Below are 20,604 nucleotides of genomic sequence, written 5' to 3'. Positions count from 1 at the left end.
CTTGTTTGATTTCGGCATCATCCCGCCGGCCATGTTTCTGGGCATGGTCATCTTCATGCTCTACGGCTTTCCGGTCGCCTTTTCGCTCGCCGCCGTCGGCCTGTTCTTCGGCATTATCGGCATCGTCACCGGCCATTTCGGCGCGGTCTGGTTACAAGCGCTGCCGCCGCGCTTCTTCGGCATCCTTTCCAACGACCTCCTGCTCGCCATCCCCTTCTTCACCTTCATGGGCGCGGTGCTGGAGCGTTGCGGGCTGGCAGAGGACCTGCTCGAAGGCACAGGCAAACTCTTCGGTGGCATACCAGGCGGCCTCGCCTATGCCGTCATCCTCGTCGGCGCCGTGCTCGGCGCAATCACCGGCACGGTGGCGGCCTCCGTCATCACCATGGGGGTGATCTCGCTGCCGATCATGCTGCGCTACGGTTACAATCCGCGCCTTGCCACCGGCGTCATCGCCGCCTCGGGCACGATCACCCAGGTGATCCCGCCCTCGCTCGTGCTCGTCGTTCTCGCCGATCAGCTCGGCAGGTCGGTCGGTGACATGTATCTCGGCGCGATCGGCCCCTCGATCCTGCAGGTGACGATCTTCGTGCTCTTCATCCTGGTGATGTCAATTATCCGGCCGAAATCGATGCCGCCGCTGCCGAAAGAGGTGCGCGGCGATTTCAACTGGGCACTGCTGATGAAGGTGCTGATGGGCATGGTCCCTTCGATCGTGCTGATCTTCTTGGTGCTCGGCACGATCTTCATGGGCCTTGCAACGCCGACGGAAGCAGGCGCGCTCGGCGTCGTCGGCGCCATTGTGCTTGCCGCCATGAATCGCCGCCTCACCTGGCCGCTGATCCGCGAAGCCATGGCATCGACCACGCACATCACATCCATGGTTGTGATGATTCTGATCGGCTCCACCTGTTTCAGCCTGGTCTTCCAGGGCATGGACGGCTCGCGCTGGATCGAGCACATGCTGTCGGGCATTCCCGGCGGGCCGGTCGGTTTCCTGATCTTCGTCAACATCTTCATCTTCGTGCTCGCCTTCTTCCTCGATTTCTTCGAGATCGCCTTCATCGTCATCCCGATGCTGGCCCCCGTCGCCTCCGGTCTCGGCATCGACCTGATCTGGTTCGGCGTCCTGATCTGCGTCAACATGCAGACCAGCTTCATGCATCCGCCTTTCGGCTTCGCACTCTTCTACCTGCGCTCGATCGCCAGCAAGGACGTCAAGACCTCGGATATCTACATGGGCGCTCTCCCCTGGGTCGGTATGCAGCTGATCTTGGTGGCGATCGTGATCTTCTGGCCGCAATCGGTCACCTATTGGCTGGATCACGGCCCGAAGGTCGACCCCAACTCGATCAAGATCGAAATCCCGGGCTTCGGCGGCCAGCTCGGCCTGCCACCAATGGGCGGCGGCAACAACGGCTCACCGCAGATCCCCGGCCTGACCCTGCCGCCGCTGAATGGCCTGCCGGGAGCACCGCCACCGCCGGCCAAATAGTCCAACAAAAAGCAAAACCCCGGACAGAGATCCGGGGTTTTTCTATTGCGTTCGACTAAGGCGCGCCGAGCTGCCGGCGGAGAACTTAAAGCTTCCCGGCCCGCTGCTGGATCATCATGAACGTATCGAAGGTGTATTCCGACAGCTGCATCCAGAGATAGGCGTCCCGCTTGAAGGCGGTTTGATCGTCGTAGATCTTCTTGAAATACTGGTTCGTGCCCGAGATTTCGCTGTAGATGCCCGCGGCTGCCTGGAAGCAGGCTTCCATGATCTCCTGGCTGAACGGCCGCAACGTCGCGCCCTCCGCGACGAGCTGCTTCAGCGCGGTCGGGTTCTTCGTATCGTATTTCGCCAGCATGTTGGTGTTGGCGAAGGCACAGGCGTCGGTGAGCGCTGCTTGGTAGTGCTTCGGCAGAGTGCTCCACTTTTCGAGATTGAAGAAGGCATGCACCGTCGGGCCGCCTTCCCACCAACCGGGATAATAATAGTATTTCGCCACCTTGTGGAAGCCGAGCTTCAGGTCGTCATAAGGGCCGACGAATTCGGCCGCATCGATCGTGCCTTTTTCCAACGCCGGATAGATGTCGCCGCCGGCGATCTGCTGCGGGATGACGCCGACCTTTTCCATGACGCGGCCGGCAAGGCCGGCAATGCGCATCTTGACGCCCTTGAGGTCATCGAGCGTATTGATTTCCTTGCGGAACCAGCCACCCATCTGGGCGCCTGTATTGCCGGCCGGCAGGGCATACATGCCCTGCGTGGCGTAGAACTCGTTCATCAGTTTGTTGCCATTGCCCTCGTAGAACCAGGCATTGGTCAGGCGGCTGTTCAGTCCGAACGGAGTAGCCGTTCCGAAGGCATAGGCTGGATCCTTGCCGACAAAATAATAGGAGGTGGTATGCGCTGCCTCGACCGTGCCGGCGGCCACCGCATCGACGGCCTGCAGGCCGGGTACGATTTCACCGGCTGCAAAAGGCTGAATCGTGAAATTGCCGTCGGTGGCGGCGGCAACATGCTTGGCGATATCCTCGGCGCCGCCATAGATCGTGTCCAGGCTCTTCGGAAACGACGACGTCATGCGCCATGCGATCTTCGGATTCTCCTGCGCGATCGCAGGCGCCGCCAATGCCGTTGCGGCAACCGCTCCGGCGCCGGCGGTCCCCGCCTTCTTGAAAAACGAACGACGATCCATCAAAAACCTCCCGTATAGATGGTGCTGCGCGGCGATCTTCACCCCTACCCGCAGCAAGGGCAAACCTAAGCATGGCCGGGGCCGCGATTCAAGCTTTAGTCTATTAGCCTTTGGCATCAAGACGGCAATAAGGCAGCCCGTAGGCGCCCATCAAAATCAGCGGCTTAGCCGGAAACCGGAGAACCTCGGCACCGCTTCCGCCGCAATTTGGCCACCTCACGCAGCCAAGCGTTGACTTGACGGCCGTTCTGGCGGCAGAAACGGCAAGCACAAAGATTTCACCGGGGCTGATATGACGAAACCGATCGTTGCCATTCCTGCCGATATCCGCAGCTTCGACGGCGCGACCTGGCATGCCGTACAGCATCAATATCTGCGTGCCGCATTGAATGCGGCCGGGGTCATGGCCTTCATCATCCCCGCCTTCGAGGAAGGCTACGATACCGATGCGATCCTCGACCGCGTCGACGGCCTGCTGGTGTCCGGCTCGGCCAGCAATGTGCACCCCTCGCTCTACGGCACCGAGGTGAATGACAAGGACGGGCCCTTCGACCCCGCCCGCGACGCCACCAGCCTGCCGCTCATCCGCCGCGCCATCGACCGCGCCATCCCGCTGCTTGCTATTTGCCGCGGCATCCAGGAGCTGAACGTCGCCCTCGGCGGCTCGCTGGCAAGCGAGATCCAGGAGCAACCCGGCATCTGGGACCACCGCCGGCCGGAAGGCGTCGATCGGGACGGCATGTACGCCATTCGCCAGACCGTCCACGTCAAGGAAGGCTCCTGCATCGCCGGCATTCTCGGTCCGGGCGAGATCCGCGTGAATTCCCTGCATCGCCAGGCAATCGCCAGGACCGCCCCACGCCTGCAGGTTGAAGCGATCGCCGAGGACGGCACGGTGGAGGCCGTTTCCGTCGTTGACGCCAAGGCCTTTGCCGTCGGCGTGCAATGGCATCCGGAATATTGGGCTGAAACCGACAAGTCTTCGAACCAGCTGTTCGCCGCTTTCGGCGACGCCGTCCGCAGCTATGCCGCGGCCAAGCTGCCGGTCATCCCCTCGCAGGCGATCGCCTGACTCCAGGCGCCGGCGAAGCGCTATGTCTGTGCTTGGCAGCAAGCATTGTCCGCCGAGCCGACCCGCGCCTAAGCCTTCTGCGGCGTCTCCGGCACCGGCGTCAAAGCCGCACCCTTCTCGAACCAGGCGATGAGATTGTCGGCAACGAGATCGGCCATCGCATTGCGTGTCGGCACGGACGCGGAGGCGACGTGCGGCAGCAGCACGGCATTGGACGGTTCCAGCAGGCCGGCCGGCACGGTCGGCTCTTCATAGAAGACGTCGAGACCGGCAGCCCCGAGCGCGCCGGAAGCAAGTGCGGCACTCAACGCCTCCTCGTCCACCGTCCAGCCGCGGCCGACATTGACGAGAATGCCGTCAGGGCCGAGTGCTGCCAGAATATCGGCATCGATCGTCTTGTGGGTCTGCGGCGTCTTCGGAACGATGGCGATCAGCGTATCCACAGCATTCGCCAGCCGCTTCAGCGTCGGGTAATAATCGTAGGATACATCGGCATGGCGCGAACGCGTGTGATAACTGATCTTCACCTTGAACGGCTCTAGCCGCTTGGCGATTTCGAGCCCGATGCGGCCAAGGCCGTAAAGCCCGACATGGCGGCCCTTGAGCGAGAAGCGCGACAGCGGATAGGCCGTGCCCGGCTTCCAGTTGCCGGCACGCAGCCAGGCTTCGGCCCGCGGCAACTCGCGGACCGTGTTCAGCAGCAGGCCGATCGCCGTGTCGGCGACCTCATCGTTCAGTACCTCCGGCGTATTGGTGATGACAATGCCTTTTTCGGCAGCATGTTTCACATCGATACCGTCATAACCGACACCGAAATTGGCGATCACTTCGGCATGCGGAAGCTGGTCCATCCAGGCGCCCGGGAAGGAACCGGACACGGCGACGCCGCGGATGCGGCCGGCAATCTCGCCGTCGAGCGCAAGCTTCTCCTCGCGCGGAACGGCGATAATCTCAAAACGATCCTTCAACCTTTCGAGAACACGCTCGTGTATCTTCCCAGGAACGAGAATGGCGATGCGGGACATGGCTTTTCCTCTTGGATGGCGGTCGTGGTTCAGGCGCGCGGCCGATGGGGACTGGTGGACTGGCGAATGCGCATTTCCGGCTTGATCAGATGCATGCCGTCAGGCTCATGGCTGCCGGCCAGGCGATCGAGCAGCGCTCGGGCGGCCAGGCGCCCGACCTCGGCCTGACCGTTCCAGACGGTCGTTAGCGCAGGCGTAGCGATCGACGCCTCCTCGAGATCGTCGTAGCCGGTGACGGAAATATCGCGTCCCGGCACCAGGCCGGCGCGCGCAATGCCGTTCATCAGGCCGATCGCCACGAGATCGTTCCAGCAAACGGCTGCGGTCGGCTTCTGCGGCAGCGAAAGGAAATGCACTGCAGCCTCGAAACCGCCCTGTTTCGAGCGCGGACCGGGAATGCGCAGGTTCGGATCGACCTCGATGCCGGCCTTGCGCAGCGAATTGACATATCCCTGGTAGCGATCGCGGCCGGTGGATGTCTGGTCGGTGCCGCCGATCATGGCGATCGAGCGATGACCGAGACCGATCAGGTGGTTGGTGGCAAGCGAGATGCCGTAGCTGTCGTCGCCGCGATAGGTCGGCAGGTCCTGCCCATCCATCGAGCGCGCGACCAGGATCGCCGGCATACCGTTGTCTTCCGCCAGTTGCACATCTTCCGGCGGCGTACCGATCGCCGGCGACATGATGACGCCGTCGCCGCCGAGCTGCAGCAGCGTTTCGATGAAGGTGCGCTGCTTTTCGACATTATCGTAATGGTTGGAAAGAATGAAGGTGTGGCGGCTGCGGTCGAGCTCGCTTTCGATCGCTTTCAGGATCTCGCCGTAGAAGGGGTTCATGATGTCGTGCACGACGACGCCGATGATGCCGGAGCGCGAGGTCCGAAGGCTGGCGGCGCGGCGATTGTAGATATAGCCGAGCGCGCGCGCCTGTTCCTTGATCTTCTCCCGGGTGTTGCCGGCGACGAGCGGACTGTCGCGTAAGGCAAGCGATACGGTCGCCGTTGAAATGCCGAGCGTTTCGGCGATTGTCGAAAGCTTGATCTTCTGGACCACGTGTCCTCCTCCAGGCAGCACGCAAGACAGTCAAGACCCCGCCAGGAAACCGGCGCGGCCCTTAAAATGTTTAATTAAAAGATTTAATCGGTGGAAGCAATTCGTCTTTCAGGGAAATTTCAGTCTTCGTCCGGTTCTTCGATATGAATGGCTTCGGCCTGCAGATTGGCATCGATCGCCTTCAGCAGGCGGACGAGATTGCGAATTTCCTTCTCGGAGAACTCCTGCGTCGCCAGCCTGTCGCAGGCCGAGGCCGCCATCTCGATCCCCTGAACGCTGCCGCGGCCGAGTTCGGTGAGATAGACCTTGGTGAGGCGCGCATCCTCGGCATCGGGCTTGCGCTCGAGAAAGCCCTGCGCCTCCATGCGGCCGATCGTGCGCGTCATTGTCGGCGCCTTGACCCCAAGCTTCTGGGCAAGACCACCAGCCGTCATGCCGTCGCTCTCGGCAAGCGAGAGAATGACGCCGTCCTGGCCAGCATAGAGGCCGCTTTCGAGCAGGTTGCGCGAAAGCACCGTCCGCATGGAACGCGCCGCCTGGGTGAGCGCCGGAGAGAGATCGACGAGCGTATACTCGGTCTGGTCCTTCTTCTTGGACTTGTTCTTTTTGCCGTCCTTGTGCTTCTTTCCCATAGCCATCCCTTTGATCTTTAAGCCCCGACGCCGCTGCGATATGACATTGCTCAGGATCTCGTCATAAACAAGAGGCAACGACCGGATGATGACGCCTTCGCCGCGCTTCGAGGACAGCAACCCGGCCTTTGCACCTGACGGGCGCCATCTGATCGCCGTGCTGCCGCTCGGCGCCCACGAACAGCATGGCCCTCACCTGCCCTTCGAAACCGACACCCTGATTGCCGAAGGCATCGCCGGGCGATTGAAAATAGCCTTGCCCGCCGAGCTGCCGGTCACCTTCCTGCCCGCCGAATCTGTCGGCTATTCCATAGAGCATATGGATGTTGAAGGAACGAAGACGCTTGCCTTCGACGAAGCGGTAAACCGCTGGCTCGGCATCGCCGAGGGGCTGGCAAAGCAGGGCATCCGCAAATTCGTGATGCTGAACGCCCATGGCGGCAATTCGCCCGTCATATCAATCGTTGCGACCGAGGCGCGGGTCCGCTTTGCCATGCTGGCGGTGGCGACCAGCTGGACCCGTTTCGGCGCGCCGGATGGCGTGGTCACGCCGGAGGAAAAGGCGATCGGCATCCATGGCGGCGATATCGAGACCTCGGTGATGCTGGCGCTTCATCCCGATAAGGTGGATATGGCGAAGGCGGCGGAGTTTTCCTCGCGACAGACGGAATTCGCTGAGCGTTTCAAACATCTGCGCGCCTACGGGCCACACGCCTTCGGCTGGAAGATGTCGGACCTCAATGCCGAAGGCGTGGCGGGCAATGCCGCAGCTGCCACGGCAGAGAAAGGCGAGGCGCTGATTGCCCATGCGGTAAAAGGACTGGTGGAATTGCTGAGCGATGTCGATGCATTCGATGTCGCGCAACTCAGGTGAATATGGGTCATCTGCACCGGCCAGACGATGTGATCTTATAACATTATAAAACCCTTTGAACTGCCACGCTCAAGCCATTATATGAGACCAACCGTTCAAGCAGCCGATCCCAAGCCGCTCGGCCGCACGCCTAATCCTAGAGGTTCTCATGACCGACGCGATCTCCACCCAGAAGCCTATTCCCGTTACCGTGCTCACCGGTTATCTCGGTGCCGGCAAGACGACATTGCTCAACCGCATCCTCTCCGAAAATCACGGCAAGAAATATGCGGTCATCGTCAATGAATTCGGCGAAATCGGCATCGATAACGACCTGATCGTCGAGTCGGACGAGGAAATCTACGAGATGAACAATGGCTGCGTCTGTTGCACGGTGCGCGGCGACCTGATCCGCGTCGTCGAGGGCCTGATGCGCCGCCCCGGCCGCTTTGACGGCATAATCGTCGAAACGACCGGCCTTGCCGACCCGGTGCCGGTCGCCCAGACCTTCTTCATGGATGACGATGTGCGCGCCAAGACCGAGCTCGACGCCGTCGTCGCCCTCGTCGATGCCAAGCACCTGCCGCTGCGCCTGAAGGACAGCCGCGAGGCCGAAGACCAGATCGCCTTCGCCGACGTCGTCATCATCAACAAGAGCGACCTGGTGACCCCGGAAGAACTTGATGTGATCGAGGATATCGTCCGCGCCATCAACCCGGCCGCCCGCGTCTACAAAACCAGCCGCTCCGGCGTCGACCTCGCCCGCGTGCTTGATCAGGGCGCCTTCAACCTGGAGCGCGCGCTCGAAAACGACCCGCATTTTCTCGAGCACGGCCATGACGACCATGTCTGCGGCCCCGATTGCGATCATGACCACCACCATCATGACCATGGTCATGATCATCACCACGATCACCACCATGGCGCCCATCATCATGGCGCGATGTCGGCGATCCACGATGTGACGGTGCAGTCGGTGTCGCTGCGCGGCGGCCAGATGAACCCGGAGCGCTTCTTCCCCTGGATCCAGAAGATCACCCAGACGCAGGGGCCGAATATTCTGCGTCTCAAGGGCATCATCGCCTTCAAGGACGATCCCGCGCGTTACGTCGTTCAGGGTGTGCACATGATCATCGAGGGCGATCATCAGCGGCCGTGGAAGGAAGGCGAAAAGCATGAGAGCCGTCTCGTCTTCATCGGCCGCGAACTCGACCGCGAGAAGCTCGAAACCTCCTTCAAGGCCTGCGAGGCAGCCGCCTGATGCCGACAGTTGCACCGCTTGATCTCGACGGCCACGTTCTGGCCGTCGAATTTTTAGGTGATGTTCCCTTCTTCGCAAGCGCAAACGGTACATTCCACCGGCTGGACGGCGGCGACAGGGTTTCCGAAGCCCATCAGGGCATGCTCACCGCCATCCGCGATCCCTACAGCGAGAGCCTGATTTCGGGCGGCGAGGACGGCAAGGTGCTGCGCATTGCCGCCGACGGCAGCGTCAGCGAGATCGCGGCCGCGCCGCGCAAGTGGATTTCGCAGGTGGCAGCCGGCCCGCAGGGCGCCGTTGCCTATTCCTACGGCAAGAGTTCGCTCGTGCGCCTTGCCGACGGCACGACCAAGGAATTCCCCGAAGAGCGCACGGTCGAAGGCCTTGCTTTTGCGCCGAAAGGCCTGCGCATCGCGGCCGCGCGCTATAACGGCGTGTCGCTGCACTGGATCGGCATGAATACCAAGCCGATCGATCTGGAATGGAAGGGTGCGCATACCGGCGTCACCTTCTCGCCTGATGGTAATTTCCTCGTCACCTCGATGCAGGAAAACGCATTGCACGGCTGGAAGCTCGATATCAAGCCCGGCACCGAAGCCCGCCACATGCGCATGACCGGCTACCCCTCCAAGGTGAAATCGCTCTCCTGGTCGGTCAAGGGCAAGTGGCTCGCGTCTTCAGGCGCGCCCGCGGCAATCGTCTGGCCCTTCCAGGGCAAGGATGGGCCGATGGGCAAGGCGCCGCTGGAGCTCGGCACCCGCGCCAATATCATGGCAACCGCGGTGAAATTCCATCCGCTCGAGGACATCCTCGCCATCGGCTTCATCGACGGCATGATCCTGGCCGTGCGCATCGCCGACAGCAAGGAGGCGTTGCTGCGCCGACCCGGCAAGGGTGCGATCACGGCGATGAGCTGGAGCAAAAACGGCAAGCTGCTCGCCTTCGCCTCAGAAGCCGGCGATTGCGGCGTCATCGATATTTCGGCTTGAGACCCATTGCCGGCAATGGACGACGCCATGACGAAACCCGAAATCATGGCGCTCACCGCCGATCACATGCAAGCCGCGGCCGGAATCAGACGTGTCGCCCTGTGGCAAAGGCTGCCCTGGCTGCCGGATGTGCATACGCCCGAGGAAGAGGAGCAGTACTGGCGCATGCATCTGCTGCCGAACTGCACCATCCTTGGCGCTCCCATGGGCAACCGGCTGGTCGGCGTCATCGCCTATGGCGACAACTGGATAGAGCAGCTTTACGTTCTCCCCGGTTTCCAGGGCATGGGCATCGGCTCTGCACTCCTCGGCTGCGCCAAGGAGGAGATGAACGAGATCAGGCTCTGGACGTTTCAGCGTAATACGGGCGCTCGCAGCTTCTACGAACAGCACGGTTTTATCGCCGAGGAGGAGACCGATGGCGCCGACAACGAAGAACGGGAGCCTGATGTGCTCTATCATTGGCGCCGGCTTCCGGAGCTGACACTTCGCCCGCAACCGTCTGGCGGCTAGAATATGCTCAGGGCTTGCCAAATGCCATGCCCAGGCGAAACATGAGCCACGAGCAGGAAGCGCTTTTCGCTGCGTTGGCTGACAGAGGAAACGGAAATGTCGAAATCGACCGGCCTCGGTTTGGCCGAGCAACAGCCGCAGCCTTTGGGCGACGCATCCGTTTGGGCCGTGATCCGCACCGAGGCGGCCGAGCTTGCCGCACGCGAGCCGATATTGCGGCAGCTGCTTGCCGCTCAGGTAACGGACACTGCCGGCAACGATGAGATCATCGCCCACGTGCTGGCCGCGCGGCTCTCCGTAGCGCAGGTGGAAACGGGTGATCTCTTCGATCTCATCCTGTCCACACTTGATGACGATATCATGCGGAAGGTCGAGGCCGATCTCATCGCCGTGCGCGAGCGCGATCCGGCCTGCACGACATTTCTGCACGCACTTCTCAATCTCAAGGGCTTTCATGCGCTTGAGACGCATCGCATCGCCCATGCGCTCTGGATCGCCAACCGCCCTGAGATCGCCAGCTGGCTCGCCAATCTCGTTTCGCTGGTCTTCGGCCCGGATATCCATCCGGCGGCCCGGATCGGCGCGTCCATCATGCTCGACCACGGTTCGGGCATCGTCATCGGCGAAACGGCTGTCATTGAGGATGAAGTGTCGATCCTGCAGAACGTCACGCTCGGCGGCACCGGCAAGGAGACCGGCGACCGCCACCCGAAGATCCGCCACGGCGTGATGATCGGCGCGGGCGCCAAAATCCTCGGCAATATCGAAATCGGCGCCTTCAGCAAAGTCGCGGCCGGCAGCGTCGTGCTGAAGCCGGTCCCCGAGCATTGCACGGTCGCCGGCGTGCCGGCAACGCTCGTGCGCGTCCACCGCGCCGACGAAATCCCGGCCGAGACGATGGACCAGAATATCTAGGATCATTCTGAGATAGACGAGTTTGCCCCGTTTCTACGCAGCTTGTTGATTTTCTCCAAAGACTTCGACCCGGTTGCGGCCTTCGCGCTTCGAACGATAGAGCGCCTCATCGGCCTTCTGCATCAGCCGTTCAAAGTCTCCGCCGCTTTCCGCACGCGCGGCAACGCCGATGCTCAGCGTCGGAAAGACGGCCAGATCCGGCTGCTGCATGACGGCAGCGGCGAAGGCGAGACGGATGCGCTCGGCAATGGCCACGGCATCTTCCCGGGAAACGTTTTTCAGCACCGCCAGGAACTCATCCCCACCTTGACGGGCAAGCAGGTCGTCGGAGCGCATGATGCCGCTCGAAACACTGGCGAAAAGCCGCAGCATGTCGTCACCGGCGGCATGCCCATGCCTGTCGTTCAGCTGCTTGAAATGGTCGATATCGATGATCAGCAGCGATACCGGCTGGGAACCGAGACCCGCCAGACGCTGCGCAAGGCCGCCGCGATTGAGCGCGCCGGTCAGCGGATCGTGGTGAGCGAGTTCGGTCAGCTGATTTCGGCTGCGCTCGGCGGCCATCAGCACCATCGCCATGCTGCGCAGCATGATGAACGCGACCGCCGATACCGCCATCCAGCTGTGAATTGCACTGCCGCCGAAAGGATCCGGCCCACCGATCTCACCGGTCGCCGCGAGAATGCTGCGAACCGCAAAGATCGCGGCAGTGCAGGCGTAGAGGCCGACAAGCAAGGCTGCCGAATAAAGCCTCTCGCGCCGAACAATGCTGATCGCCTCCCTTGCGACGGCAAGATCGCAGAGGCAGCAGATGACGGAGACGTAGAGGAGCCTTGCCGAGACTGCCGATGGATCGCTGACGATGAGGACGACAGGAACGCTGACGAGAAAGATGGCAAGCCAGAAAGTGCGCTGGTCGAGCGCTCGTCCCGAAAACACGCGCACGGCAAAGAACATCAGCATGTAGCCAGCGATGGTGACGATATTGCCGCCGTCGACCGAGACGGAGTAGGGAACGAGATTACGCAGCGCGACGAGAAACGAGCCGACGCCGACAAGAAGGTTGCTCAAGCCCCACCACAACGGCCACCTCTCGAAGCGACCCGTCGCGTAGGCTGCAAGCTGGAGAATGCCCAGCACGAAACAGCTCACGGCAACAATGAAATAGATTGTCCTGAGATCCAGCAGCATGGCGCTTTCCCGAAATTCTCGCGGAACTTACAGGAAGCGTTTTGCGGTTTGATTGGAGCCTTCGCTAAGAATTTAACGATCGCAGGTTTTCCCTGCTGCATAATTCAAATCCTACAGCACCCTTGGCGCGTGTGAAAGACGCACGGCGCTGTCGTCAAGCGGCCCGCACCGAGCCGATGATGTCCGCCAACAGACCGTGCAGCAAGTCCCTGTAGCCGCTTCGGGCAGACGGACCGCTCTCTTCCGAGGTCATGACGACGGTCAGATCGAGCGACGGCACGATATAGAGCATCTGCCCGCCATATCCCCAGGCGAAATGCACCTGCTCGCCGCCGATCTGCCGCGTGAACCAGCCGTAGCCATATTCATCGCCCGAGAAGCGCGAGTTGGTGCGCTGCTGCCATGACTGGGAGATCCAGTCGGCAGGTACGATCTGGCGGCCGTCGGCAGTCTTGCCGCCGTTGCGATAGAGTTCGCCGAAGGCAAGCAGGGACCGCGCACTCATCGCCATCTGATTGCCGCCGAGATAGATGCCCTGCGGATCGCGCTCCCATGCACCAATGCGGAAACCTTCGACAGGACCCAGCCATTCGCGCGCCAGCGCCAGCGTCGACCGCCGGCCGACCCTGGTGAGAATGGCCGACAGCAGATGCGTGGAGGCGGTGGAATAGAGCATTTCCCCACCGGGCTGATCGACGAAGGGCTGCGAGAGCGCAAAACGCACCCAATTGCGCGAGGAGACCCAGCGGCCGTAGTTCGCCCCCGACATGCGATCAAGCCCGGCCTGCATGGAGAGAAGATTGCCGATCGTGATGTCGTTGATACGCGGATCGGGCGTTACAGGGAGATCGGCCTTCAGGATCGGCGCGATCTTCTGATCCGGCCCCTCGAGCAGGCCTTTGTCGATGGCGATACCGACCAGCGCCGAAATGATCGACTTCGAAGCGGATTTGATATTGGTCGATTCCGAGGGCGAATGACCATGGAACCCACGTTCGCTGAGCACGCGTCCGTCGCGAGCGACAATCACCGTCTTGAGAGGCCTCATCGCGGGGTCGCTCGCCGCGCGATCGAGACGCGGACCAAGCCCGCCGACGCCGGAAGCCGTGCTCTGAGCAGTCGCCGGCCCCGTTGCGGCAAGCGGCAGGCAGAAGAACAGCAGAAGGGAAAGAAGGCGGATCATGCGACGCAAAATAGGATATCGCTGCGATATGTTCGCGTGCCGGCGACCCATTTCACGCGATTGTGTTTCCGCGTGTCGGGAGCTAGCGACCGCGCCGCTTCACCCGCCAGAAAGACAATCCGCGCCGCAACCACACCAGGCCCGCCTGCCTGCGTGATCAAACGGCGCGGATATTACCAGCCGGGGGAAGAATTCCCAACCTGGCCGGCCGGTCGGCGCAGCCTTACAGCGCCGCGCGCCTTTTTAGGCCGATGCGCTAGGCAGCGCGGCGAACCGGCGCGCTGGCCAGCATGCGTCCCGAGGGCACGATCATGCCGGCCGCGCCGTCAAGCCAGCCTTCCGTGAGCTCGAGCGCAAGAAAGCGCGAACGTTCGAACGGACCCGGCATGACAAGATGGCGAGCCTTTTCGGCAAAGAAGCCGAAACGCTCGTAATAGGCAGCATCACCGACGAGCAAAACGGCACCGTGCCCGCGCTTCTTCGCTTCGAGGATCGCCGCGCGCATCAGCGCCGAGCCGATGCCCTTGCCGCCGCAATGCGGCGCAACGGCGAGCGGTCCAAGCAGCAGCGCATTGATCGGCGTGCCTTCGTCATTGACGCCGGCCTCGATGTTCCAGAGCCGCACCGAGCCGATGACATGGCCGTCGCGATCGCGCGCGACGAGCGCAAGGCCCTCGGCCGGGAAGCGGTTGCGGCGGATCTTCTCCGACGACTTCTTGCGGCGATCCGGACCCATGACGCGGTCGAGCAGGTTTTCACGCGCAACGACATCCGAGGGATTTTCGGCGTCGATGGCGAAAGTGGTAGGCGCAAAGAATGCGCGGACAGAATCAAGAACAGCGGCCATCTTGGCCTCCCGTACCCAATACCGTTATCAGCGGCGATGAAGGAAAATTGTGAAGTTGCCGCCCCGGCTGGTTACGGGGCCGGCGGAAACGACCTTAGATGACGTAGGACTTCAACGGGTCGAAACCGTTGAAAGCGACCGCCGAATAGGTCGTCGTATAGGCGCCGGTGCCTTCGATTAGGACCTCGTCGCCGATCGAAAGGGAGATCGGCAGCGGATAGAGGTTCTTCTCGTAGAGCACGTCGGCCGAATCGCAGGTCGGACCGGCAATGACGCAGGGCTCCATCTCGTCGCCGTCGTGTTCCGTGCGGATCGGATAGCGGATGGCTTCGTCCATCGTCTCGGCGAGACCGCCGAACTTGCCGATGTCGAGGAAGACCCAGCGGGCATCGTCATTGTCCGACTTCTTCGAAATCAGAACGACTTCCGCCTTGATGACACCGGCATTGCCGACCATGCCGCGGCCCGGCTCGATGATCGTCTGCGGGATCTGATTGCCGAAATGCGTGCGCAGCGCCTGGTAGATCGACTTGCCATAAGCTTCTGCGGACGGGACGTCACGCAGGTACTTGGTCGGGAAGCCGCCGCCCATGTTGACCATCTGCAGGTGGATGCCCTGCTTGGCAAGTGATACGAAGACGCGCTTGGCATCGGCGAGCGCCGAATCCCAGGCATCGACCTTAGTCATCTGCGAACCGACATGGAACGAGACGCCATAGGACTGCAGGCCAAGCTGATGGGCGTAGACGAGAACGTCGACGGCCATCTGCGGAACGCAGCCGAACTTGCGCGACAGCGGCCATTCGGCGCCTTCGCCATCGGTCAGCACGCGGCAGAAGACACGGGCGCCGGGAGCGGCGCGCGAAATCTTCTCGACTTCCTCGTGGCTATCGACGGCAAAGAGGCTGACGCCGAGCGCATGGGCGCGGGCAACGTCACGTTCCTTCTTGATCGTGTTGCCATAGGAGATGCGGGCGGCGGTCGCACCGGCTTCGAGCGCCATTTCGATTTCGGCAACGGATGCGCAATCGAAATTGGAGCCGAGGCCTGCAAGCAGCTTCAGCACTTCAGGAGCCGGGTTGGCCTTGACGGCGTAGTAGATGGCGCTGTCCGGCATGGCGTGACGAAAGGCGTGAAAATTGTCGCGAACGACATCGAGGTCAACCACGAGGCAGGGACCGTCGGGACGTCGGGTTGCGAGAAAGTCGCGGATGCGCTGGGTGGTCATATCGATTCCCTCTTCCAATTCCAGAGCTCCGGCATGAACCGGAGGACAAAGGGCATACGATAGCTCGCATTGGAACCAGCCGGTGGAGACCCCGGAACCATAGCAAGCGCTCGATGCGCAGATAGTGAACCAACGCCGCGGTGCGGTGTAAGTTCGGCTTTGTCTGCCATGGATTGGAGGGAGAATCCCAACCGCACTTCCGGCAATGATGGTGTGCCTCTTCAGTAACCCCCGCTGATGGAAAGCAGGGAGAGAACAAAAAGGCCCGCACCGTCGTTGCTTCAGGCGTCCTCGCATTTTCCGGTTGGCCGGAATAGCGACTGGAGGGGTTAATTCCAGGTACCTTACCGATTTCCTCACCAATTCGAGGGTTCGGCGGACACCCATGGGCACGTGCGACTTTGGGCTGAGTGGGAAATAAGAATATTCGCCTTCATAATCAAGCGATTTTTTGATCTCGGGGCTAAAAAAATTATTGAACAAGACGAGCCAATTTGTTCAACATTCCGAAACAGCCCGAGGGGTGCCATGGATACCTTGACCCGCATACGCGCCTTCATCGATGTCGTCGAGGCCGAAGGCTTCTCCGCCGCGGCACGACGCACCGGCCGCTCGAAGGCGCTGCTCTCCAAATATGTCCGCGAATTGGAAGACGAGCTCGGCGCCCTGCTGCTCAACCGCACCACCCGGCAGTTCTCCATGACCGAAGCCGGCCATACCTATTACCGCACCGCCTCCGATATCTTGAAGGAGATCGACAACCTTGCCGATCTCGTGCGTGAGAACAATGCACAGCTCAAAGGACGGCTGCGCATCTCGGTGCCGCGCACCTTCGTCGATGCCGATGTCGGCCAATCGCTGATCGATTTCGCCAAGGAGAACCCTGACCTTTCGCTGGAGATCGCCGCCGACGACCGGTTCGTCGATCTGATCGAGGAAGGCTTCGACGTGGCGATCCGCATCACCAAGCTCGAGGATTCCGGCATGATCGCCCGCAAGATCTCGGATTTCCGCATCCATATTTGCGCCACCCCCGATTTTCTCGAGCGTTATCCCGATCTCGATCACCCGACGGCGCTTTCCAACGTCCCCTTCATCGTCGATACCAATGCGCGCACCCAGGCGAGCATCCGCTTCCACAATCCCGACAACACCTCGTTCGCCGTTGCCGTTGCCGGACCGATAGAGGTCAACAGTCCGCATGCGACATTGCGCGCGGCACTTGCCGGCATCGGTGTAGCCTTCATCCCGGATTTCATCGCCCGCAAGCCGATCGAGAGCGGCGAACTGGTAACCCTGTTCAACGACTACATCCCGACCGACCGCGGCATCTATGCCGTCTATCCGCACCGGCGCTACCTGCCGGCCAAGGTAAGAATCTTCGTCGATTACCTGCACAACTGGTTCAAGAAGCATCCGTAGGCCAGCGCCCTTGCGAAACGATCCGACATTCCGCCCCGCTCTACAGCGCCGCGCGTCTTTTCAGACGCGCAAAGGACGCTGTAGCACTTTGAATGCTGCATAATTTTATCCTTAAATCGATTCCGATTTAAGGAATTATGCAGTGGCATCCTGCCCCGCGAAGCCGATGCCGAGCCCGGTCCCAATTCCGTCCCAATTTCTGGCAAAGAGTCAGGGTCACCGAACAGGGCAGCGGAATAGATGAAACATTCGACGATACTGATGGCCGCGCTTCTTTGGCTGGTGCCGGCCGCCGCCTTTGCCCATCCGCACATCTTCGTGGAGGCGCGCCTCGAAGTCGTCGCCGGCAAGGACGGCAGTGTCGAGGAGCTGCGCAATGTCTGGCGCTTCGACGAGGTCTTTTCGTCCTCCGTGGTCATGGATTTCGACAAGAACACCGATCTGAAGCTGGAGCCGAACGAGCTCGCCGAGGTCGGAAAAACGGTGAAGCAATCGCTCGCCGACTACGATTACTACATGAACCTGACGATCAACGGGAAGAACATCACCGTCCAGAAGCCTGACATCATCCATGTCGACTACAAGGAAGGTCAACTGCTGATGTTCTTTGCGGTGAAGCCGGTGGAGAAGATGCCACTCAAGGGCAGGCTCAGCTTCGGCGTCTATGACCCGACGCTCTATACCTCGATCGACTTTCCCACGGATGGTGAGCTTGCGATCGTCGGAGACGGCTTCAAGGCCTGCAAACATCAGGTGGTGCGGCCCGATGCCGACCAGGTGATATCGGAAAACAAACAGTCGCTGACGGACGCCTTCTTTAACGATCCCACCGGCACCAACATGTCCAAACTCTTCGCCACCCGGCTGGAGGTCACATGCTGACGAAACGCCTGCCCCTCATCCTTTCCGCTGTCGTCCTTGCGCTCCTGGCGGCGGCAAGTCTGGCCCATGCGCAATCTCCGCTCGGCATCGGCACGGCGGAGCCGAGCTTCCAGCCGACCGGCGGGCCGTTCGCTCCGCTTTTGCTCTATGTGAACTATGAGCAGCAGGCCTTCTATCGGGCGTTGACCGGCGCCTTGAAGGCGATGCGCCAAGACCCGTGGCAGCTGGCATCGCTGATCGGCCTGTCCTTCGCCTACGGCGTCTTCCATGCCGCCGGCCCAGGCCACGGCAAGGCGGTCATCTCCTCCTACATGATCGCCAACGAGGTCGAACTGAAGCGCGGCGTGGTGATTTCCTTCATTTCGGCCTTCGTCCAGGGCGTGATGGCAGTGGCGCTGGTCGGCGGCGCCTGGCTGGTGTTGCGCGGCACCGGCATCACGCTGACGGAGGCGACCCACGTAATGGAGATCGCAAGCTTCGTCATGGTCATCCTGTTCGGCGGCTGGCTGCTGTTTCGAAAACTGCGCTCGATGGCGGGCAATATGCCGCGGCGCCGGCTGATGGCGACGCCTGCCGGCCCGGTCAGCATGATGCTCGACTGGAAGGACAATGCGGCCGAACGCCAAGCCTATGCCTTCAACGGCAAGGCGCAGGCTGTCGATGCCGGCCACACCTTTGTTCCCGGCATGGTCTGCGAGACCTGCGGCAATGCCCATGTGCCCGACCCGGCCCTGCTCGGCGGCGATAAGTTCAGCGTCCGCGAGGCCTGGTCGGCGATCGTTGCCGTCGGTCTGCGCCCCTGTTCCGGTGCCTTGCTGGTCATGACCTTCTCACTGCTGAACGGGCTCTATCTCGGCGGCGTGCTGTCGGTCGTCGCCATGTCGCTCGGCACGGCAATTACCGTTTCCCTGCTTGCCACACTTGCCGTCACTGCCAAGAGCGCGGCCGTCCGCCTCTCCGGACGCGGCTCGGCCGCCTCAATCTGGGTCGGCAATGCCATCGAAATCCTCGGCGCCGTGCTCGTCATGCTGATGGGCGCCCTGCTGCTTGGGGCCTCGCTGCAGGTTTAAACCTATTTCCCCCGGCTGCGCTGGTAACGCGCCCGCAACCAGAAGACAGCGAAGAACGCCATGATCAGGCAGACGCCGACGACGATCGCCAACGTCGGCGAGAAGTTGCCGATCCACAGAACGATGGTCGGCAGGAAATAGATGACGAGGGCAGCGCTAAGCAGGATGATGCCGGCGGCGGTCGCCTGCGAGCGGCTTTCCGGGCTCATACGAGCCTTTCCTTTTCGAGATCGGCGCGGATATCCTGCAGGCGGCGGATCTGATTGCCCTCGGCGTCGAAATTCGCGGGGGAAAGCCATGCTTCGAAGGCATCGTTGATCACCGGCCATTCGGCATCGATCATCGAGAACCAGGCGGTGTCGCGGTTGCGATGCTTGGAGATCATGTGCTGGCGGAAGACCCCTTCGAAGCTGAAGCCGTAACGCGCGGCCGTCGTCTTGCTCGCCTCGTTCTTATTGTCGCATTTCCATTCGTAGCGGCGGTAGCCGAGATCCTCGAAGACGTGCTTGGCCATCAGGTAATGCGCCTCGGTCGAAAGCGGCGACCGCTTCATCTCGGCCCCGTGCGCCACCCCGCCGATCTCGACGACGCCGTTTGTCGGGTCGGCGCGCATGTAATTCGCCATGCCGACAATCTTGCCGGTGGCGTTGTCACGGAAGATATGGGTGAGCCAGCCGGACTTGGTATTGACGGTTTCCAGCCAGTTGGCGAAATCGTCGATACCGGAGAAATCATCCTGCGCGAAATAGAGAAGCAGCGGGTTGATGCCCATGCCGCCGAGCCCGTCCCACAGCCCCTCGAGATGTTCCGCGCGCCGATAGGGCTCGACGGTGACGAAACGGCCCTTCAGCGTGACCGGCTTCGGCGCCGGGCAGCCCTTGAAATTTGCAAGATCGCGCATGTTCACTCCCCTTTTCGGAAGAGTGGATAGGCCAGCCGCCCGACAAAGGCAACCGGCCTAGATGTCACTGTGACAAGGTCACCTTGGCGGAGGACACCGTCGCCTCGATATGGTCGACCAACTGGTCGGCAAGGCCGAGGCGGCCGGCAAGCAGGTCGAGATAACCACGCTCGGCGCGCGAATCCGGCTCGATGGTGAGCCGCGAGGCGGTGTAGAGCTCGACGCGCTGTTCTTCCGTCACCGCCGCTTTGACGAGCGCATCGATATCCGTCGGTGAGGCGAGTTCACGCTCGATGAAGGCCGCAGCCTCGCCGCTGACGTCGGCGGCCTTGACCTTTTCCATGATGAGGGCGCGTTCGGCATCGTCGATATGGCCGTCGGCCTTGGCGGCGGCGATCATCGCGCGGATCAGCACCAGCACGAATTCATTGCTGCCGGCAGGTGAGGTCGGCCCGAAACCGGATTCGACAGGCGGCGGCAGGAGAACTGGATTGTTGGCCGAGGGCGCGTCCGAGGGAGCCGCTGGCGCCTGCCCGGCCTGGTAATTCTTGTAGGCTTGGTAGCCGAGACCCGCGATGGCGGCAAGACCGCCGATCGCCAGCGCATTGCCGGCAATACTGCGGCCCGTCTTGGTGCCGAGAAGCGCGGCCGCGATCGCACCGGTCTTCATCGGATTGTTCTTCGCCGTTTGAACGGCATCGCCCGCCCTGTCGCGGACCGAACCGCCGAGACCCGGCACCTGCGAACCCAAGAACTGGTCGAGAAGCTTCTTTGCGTCGAACATTCCTCGTCATCTCCCTGTTTGAAGCTGGAGGAGTACATAGGTTTGCGACGGGTGAAATACAAATTGAGGGGTGGGGATTGTGGCCGAAGGCCGACAC

21 protein-coding genes are annotated in these 20,604 nt (G+C 61.6%); 10 read left to right on the top strand and 11 right to left on the bottom strand.

Translation table 11 applies throughout. From position 1 onward, the window contains the following. Nucleotide 1 precedes the first annotated feature (1 nt). Nucleotides 2-1,495 carry a TRAP transporter large permease gene (locus tag G9X68_RS29990; RefSeq protein WP_171605484.1) on the top strand — a complete coding sequence of 498 codons (1,494 nt, stop codon included), beginning with the start codon at nucleotides 2-4 and terminating at the stop codon, nucleotides 1,493-1,495. An 85-nt stretch (nucleotides 1,496-1,580) separates the two neighbouring features. On the opposite strand, the gene G9X68_RS29985 is transcribed toward G9X68_RS29990, so the two are convergent. Further along, nucleotides 1,581-2,687 carry a TRAP transporter substrate-binding protein gene (locus tag G9X68_RS29985; RefSeq protein ID WP_171605483.1) on the bottom strand — a complete coding sequence of 369 codons (1,107 nt, stop codon included), beginning with the start codon at nucleotides 2,685-2,687 and terminating at the stop codon, nucleotides 1,581-1,583. Between the two features lie 292 nt (nucleotides 2,688-2,979). Between G9X68_RS29985 and G9X68_RS29980 the strand changes: the two genes are divergently transcribed. Next, nucleotides 2,980-3,759, top strand: coding sequence for a gamma-glutamyl-gamma-aminobutyrate hydrolase family protein (locus G9X68_RS29980; protein ID WP_171605482.1), 780 nt, complete (start codon nucleotides 2,980-2,982; stop codon nucleotides 3,757-3,759). A gap of 68 nt (nucleotides 3,760-3,827) precedes the next feature. On the opposite strand, the gene G9X68_RS29975 is transcribed toward G9X68_RS29980, so the two are convergent. The 3 genes from G9X68_RS29975 to G9X68_RS29965 all read right to left on the bottom strand — a co-directional run bounded on the left by G9X68_RS29975 (nucleotide 3,828) and on the right by G9X68_RS29965 (nucleotide 6,468). Further along, on the bottom strand, nucleotides 3,828-4,784 hold the full coding sequence (locus G9X68_RS29975) for a 2-hydroxyacid dehydrogenase (protein ID WP_171605481.1): 957 nt from the start codon (nucleotides 4,782-4,784) through the stop codon (nucleotides 3,828-3,830). Nucleotides 4,785-4,813: 29 nt separating this feature from the next. Further along, nucleotides 4,814-5,836 carry a LacI family DNA-binding transcriptional regulator gene (locus tag G9X68_RS29970; protein ID WP_129418993.1) on the bottom strand — a complete coding sequence of 341 codons (1,023 nt, stop codon included), beginning with the start codon at nucleotides 5,834-5,836 and terminating at the stop codon, nucleotides 4,814-4,816. 119 nt (nucleotides 5,837-5,955) lie between these two features. Then, a complete protein-coding gene (locus G9X68_RS29965; RefSeq protein ID WP_025396056.1) occupies nucleotides 5,956-6,468 on the bottom strand; it encodes a MarR family winged helix-turn-helix transcriptional regulator in 513 nt (170 codons plus the stop codon). A gap of 85 nt (nucleotides 6,469-6,553) precedes the next feature. Between G9X68_RS29965 and G9X68_RS29960 the strand changes: the two genes are divergently transcribed. From G9X68_RS29960 to cysE, 5 genes are all read left to right on the top strand, one after another. Further along, nucleotides 6,554-7,342, top strand: a complete 789-nt coding sequence (locus tag G9X68_RS29960) for a creatininase family protein (RefSeq protein WP_171605480.1) — start codon at nucleotides 6,554-6,556, stop codon at nucleotides 7,340-7,342. A 148-nt stretch (nucleotides 7,343-7,490) separates the two neighbouring features. Next, nucleotides 7,491-8,582 (top strand): CobW family GTP-binding protein, encoded by a 1,092-nt coding sequence (locus G9X68_RS29955; RefSeq protein ID WP_171605479.1) that lies wholly within the window; start codon nucleotides 7,491-7,493, stop codon nucleotides 8,580-8,582. Continuing rightward, nucleotides 8,582-9,571, top strand: coding sequence for a WD40 repeat domain-containing protein (locus G9X68_RS29950; RefSeq protein ID WP_171605478.1), 990 nt, complete (start codon nucleotides 8,582-8,584; stop codon nucleotides 9,569-9,571). Before G9X68_RS29955 ends, G9X68_RS29950 begins: the two co-directional genes overlap by 1 nt. Nucleotides 9,572-9,586: 15 nt before the next feature. Further along, entirely contained in the window at nucleotides 9,587-10,084 is a 498-nt protein-coding gene (locus G9X68_RS29945; RefSeq protein WP_171605477.1) for a GNAT family N-acetyltransferase, read from the top strand. A gap of 96 nt (nucleotides 10,085-10,180) precedes the next feature. Continuing rightward, the gene (cysE, locus tag G9X68_RS29940; protein WP_171605476.1) at nucleotides 10,181-10,999 is read left to right on the top strand and encodes a serine O-acetyltransferase; all 819 of its coding nucleotides are present in this window, start codon (nucleotides 10,181-10,183) and stop codon (nucleotides 10,997-10,999) included. 33 nt (nucleotides 11,000-11,032) lie between these two features. Here cysE and G9X68_RS29935 read toward each other — a convergent pair whose 3' ends face one another. From G9X68_RS29935 to odc2, 4 genes are all read right to left on the bottom strand, one after another. Then, a complete protein-coding gene (locus tag G9X68_RS29935) occupies nucleotides 11,033-12,190 on the bottom strand; it encodes a GGDEF domain-containing protein (RefSeq protein ID WP_171605475.1) in 1,158 nt (385 codons plus the stop codon). Between the two features lie 154 nt (nucleotides 12,191-12,344). After that, nucleotides 12,345-13,373, bottom strand: coding sequence for a serine hydrolase domain-containing protein (locus G9X68_RS29930; RefSeq protein ID WP_171605533.1), 1,029 nt, complete (start codon nucleotides 13,371-13,373; stop codon nucleotides 12,345-12,347). A 256-nt stretch (nucleotides 13,374-13,629) separates the two neighbouring features. Then, nucleotides 13,630-14,220: a GNAT family N-acetyltransferase gene (locus G9X68_RS29925; RefSeq protein ID WP_171605474.1), complete on the bottom strand. Its 591-nt coding sequence runs from the start codon at nucleotides 14,218-14,220 to the stop codon at nucleotides 13,630-13,632. 94 nt (nucleotides 14,221-14,314) lie between these two features. Then, on the bottom strand, nucleotides 14,315-15,448 hold the full coding sequence (gene odc2 / locus G9X68_RS29920; RefSeq protein ID WP_025396064.1) for an ornithine/lysine decarboxylase: 1,134 nt from the start codon (nucleotides 15,446-15,448) through the stop codon (nucleotides 14,315-14,317). A 528-nt stretch (nucleotides 15,449-15,976) separates the two neighbouring features. On the opposite strand from odc2, the gene G9X68_RS29915 reads away from it, so the two are divergent. The 3 genes from G9X68_RS29915 (at nucleotide 15,977) to G9X68_RS29905 (ending at nucleotide 18,822) form a co-directional block, all read left to right on the top strand. Beyond that, a complete protein-coding gene (locus tag G9X68_RS29915; protein WP_171605473.1) occupies nucleotides 15,977-16,870 on the top strand; it encodes a LysR family transcriptional regulator in 894 nt (297 codons plus the stop codon). Nucleotides 16,871-17,110: 240 nt separating this feature from the next. Next, complete coding sequence (locus G9X68_RS29910; RefSeq protein ID WP_171605472.1) at nucleotides 17,111-17,752, top strand: DUF1007 family protein; 642 nt, start codon at nucleotides 17,111-17,113, stop codon at nucleotides 17,750-17,752. Then, complete coding sequence (locus G9X68_RS29905; protein ID WP_171605471.1) at nucleotides 17,746-18,822, top strand: nickel/cobalt transporter; 1,077 nt, start codon at nucleotides 17,746-17,748, stop codon at nucleotides 18,820-18,822. Before G9X68_RS29910 ends, G9X68_RS29905 begins: the two co-directional genes overlap by 7 nt. 2 nt (nucleotides 18,823-18,824) lie before the next feature. On the opposite strand, the gene G9X68_RS29900 is transcribed toward G9X68_RS29905, so the two are convergent. The 3 genes from G9X68_RS29900 to G9X68_RS29890 all read right to left on the bottom strand — a co-directional run bounded on the left by G9X68_RS29900 (nucleotide 18,825) and on the right by G9X68_RS29890 (nucleotide 20,507). After that, nucleotides 18,825-19,031 (bottom strand): hypothetical protein, encoded by a 207-nt coding sequence (locus G9X68_RS29900; protein ID WP_017962148.1) that lies wholly within the window; start codon nucleotides 19,029-19,031, stop codon nucleotides 18,825-18,827. Then, nucleotides 19,028-19,723 (bottom strand): GNAT family N-acetyltransferase, encoded by a 696-nt coding sequence (locus tag G9X68_RS29895; protein WP_171605470.1) that lies wholly within the window; start codon nucleotides 19,721-19,723, stop codon nucleotides 19,028-19,030. The genes G9X68_RS29900 and G9X68_RS29895 overlap by 4 nt, the downstream gene beginning before the upstream one ends. A 64-nt stretch (nucleotides 19,724-19,787) precedes the next feature. Continuing rightward, the gene (locus G9X68_RS29890; RefSeq protein ID WP_171377087.1) at nucleotides 19,788-20,507 is read right to left on the bottom strand and encodes a tellurite resistance TerB family protein; all 720 of its coding nucleotides are present in this window, start codon (nucleotides 20,505-20,507) and stop codon (nucleotides 19,788-19,790) included. Nucleotides 20,508-20,604 lie beyond the last annotated feature (97 nt).

Origin of the sequence: Rhizobium changzhiense (assembly GCF_013087625.1) — a bacterium.
Lineage (GTDB): Bacteria > Pseudomonadota > Alphaproteobacteria > Rhizobiales > Rhizobiaceae > Rhizobium > Rhizobium sophorae.
Note: the sequence above shows the minus strand (reverse complement) of the source record. Positions and strands in the feature narration are given on the sequence as shown.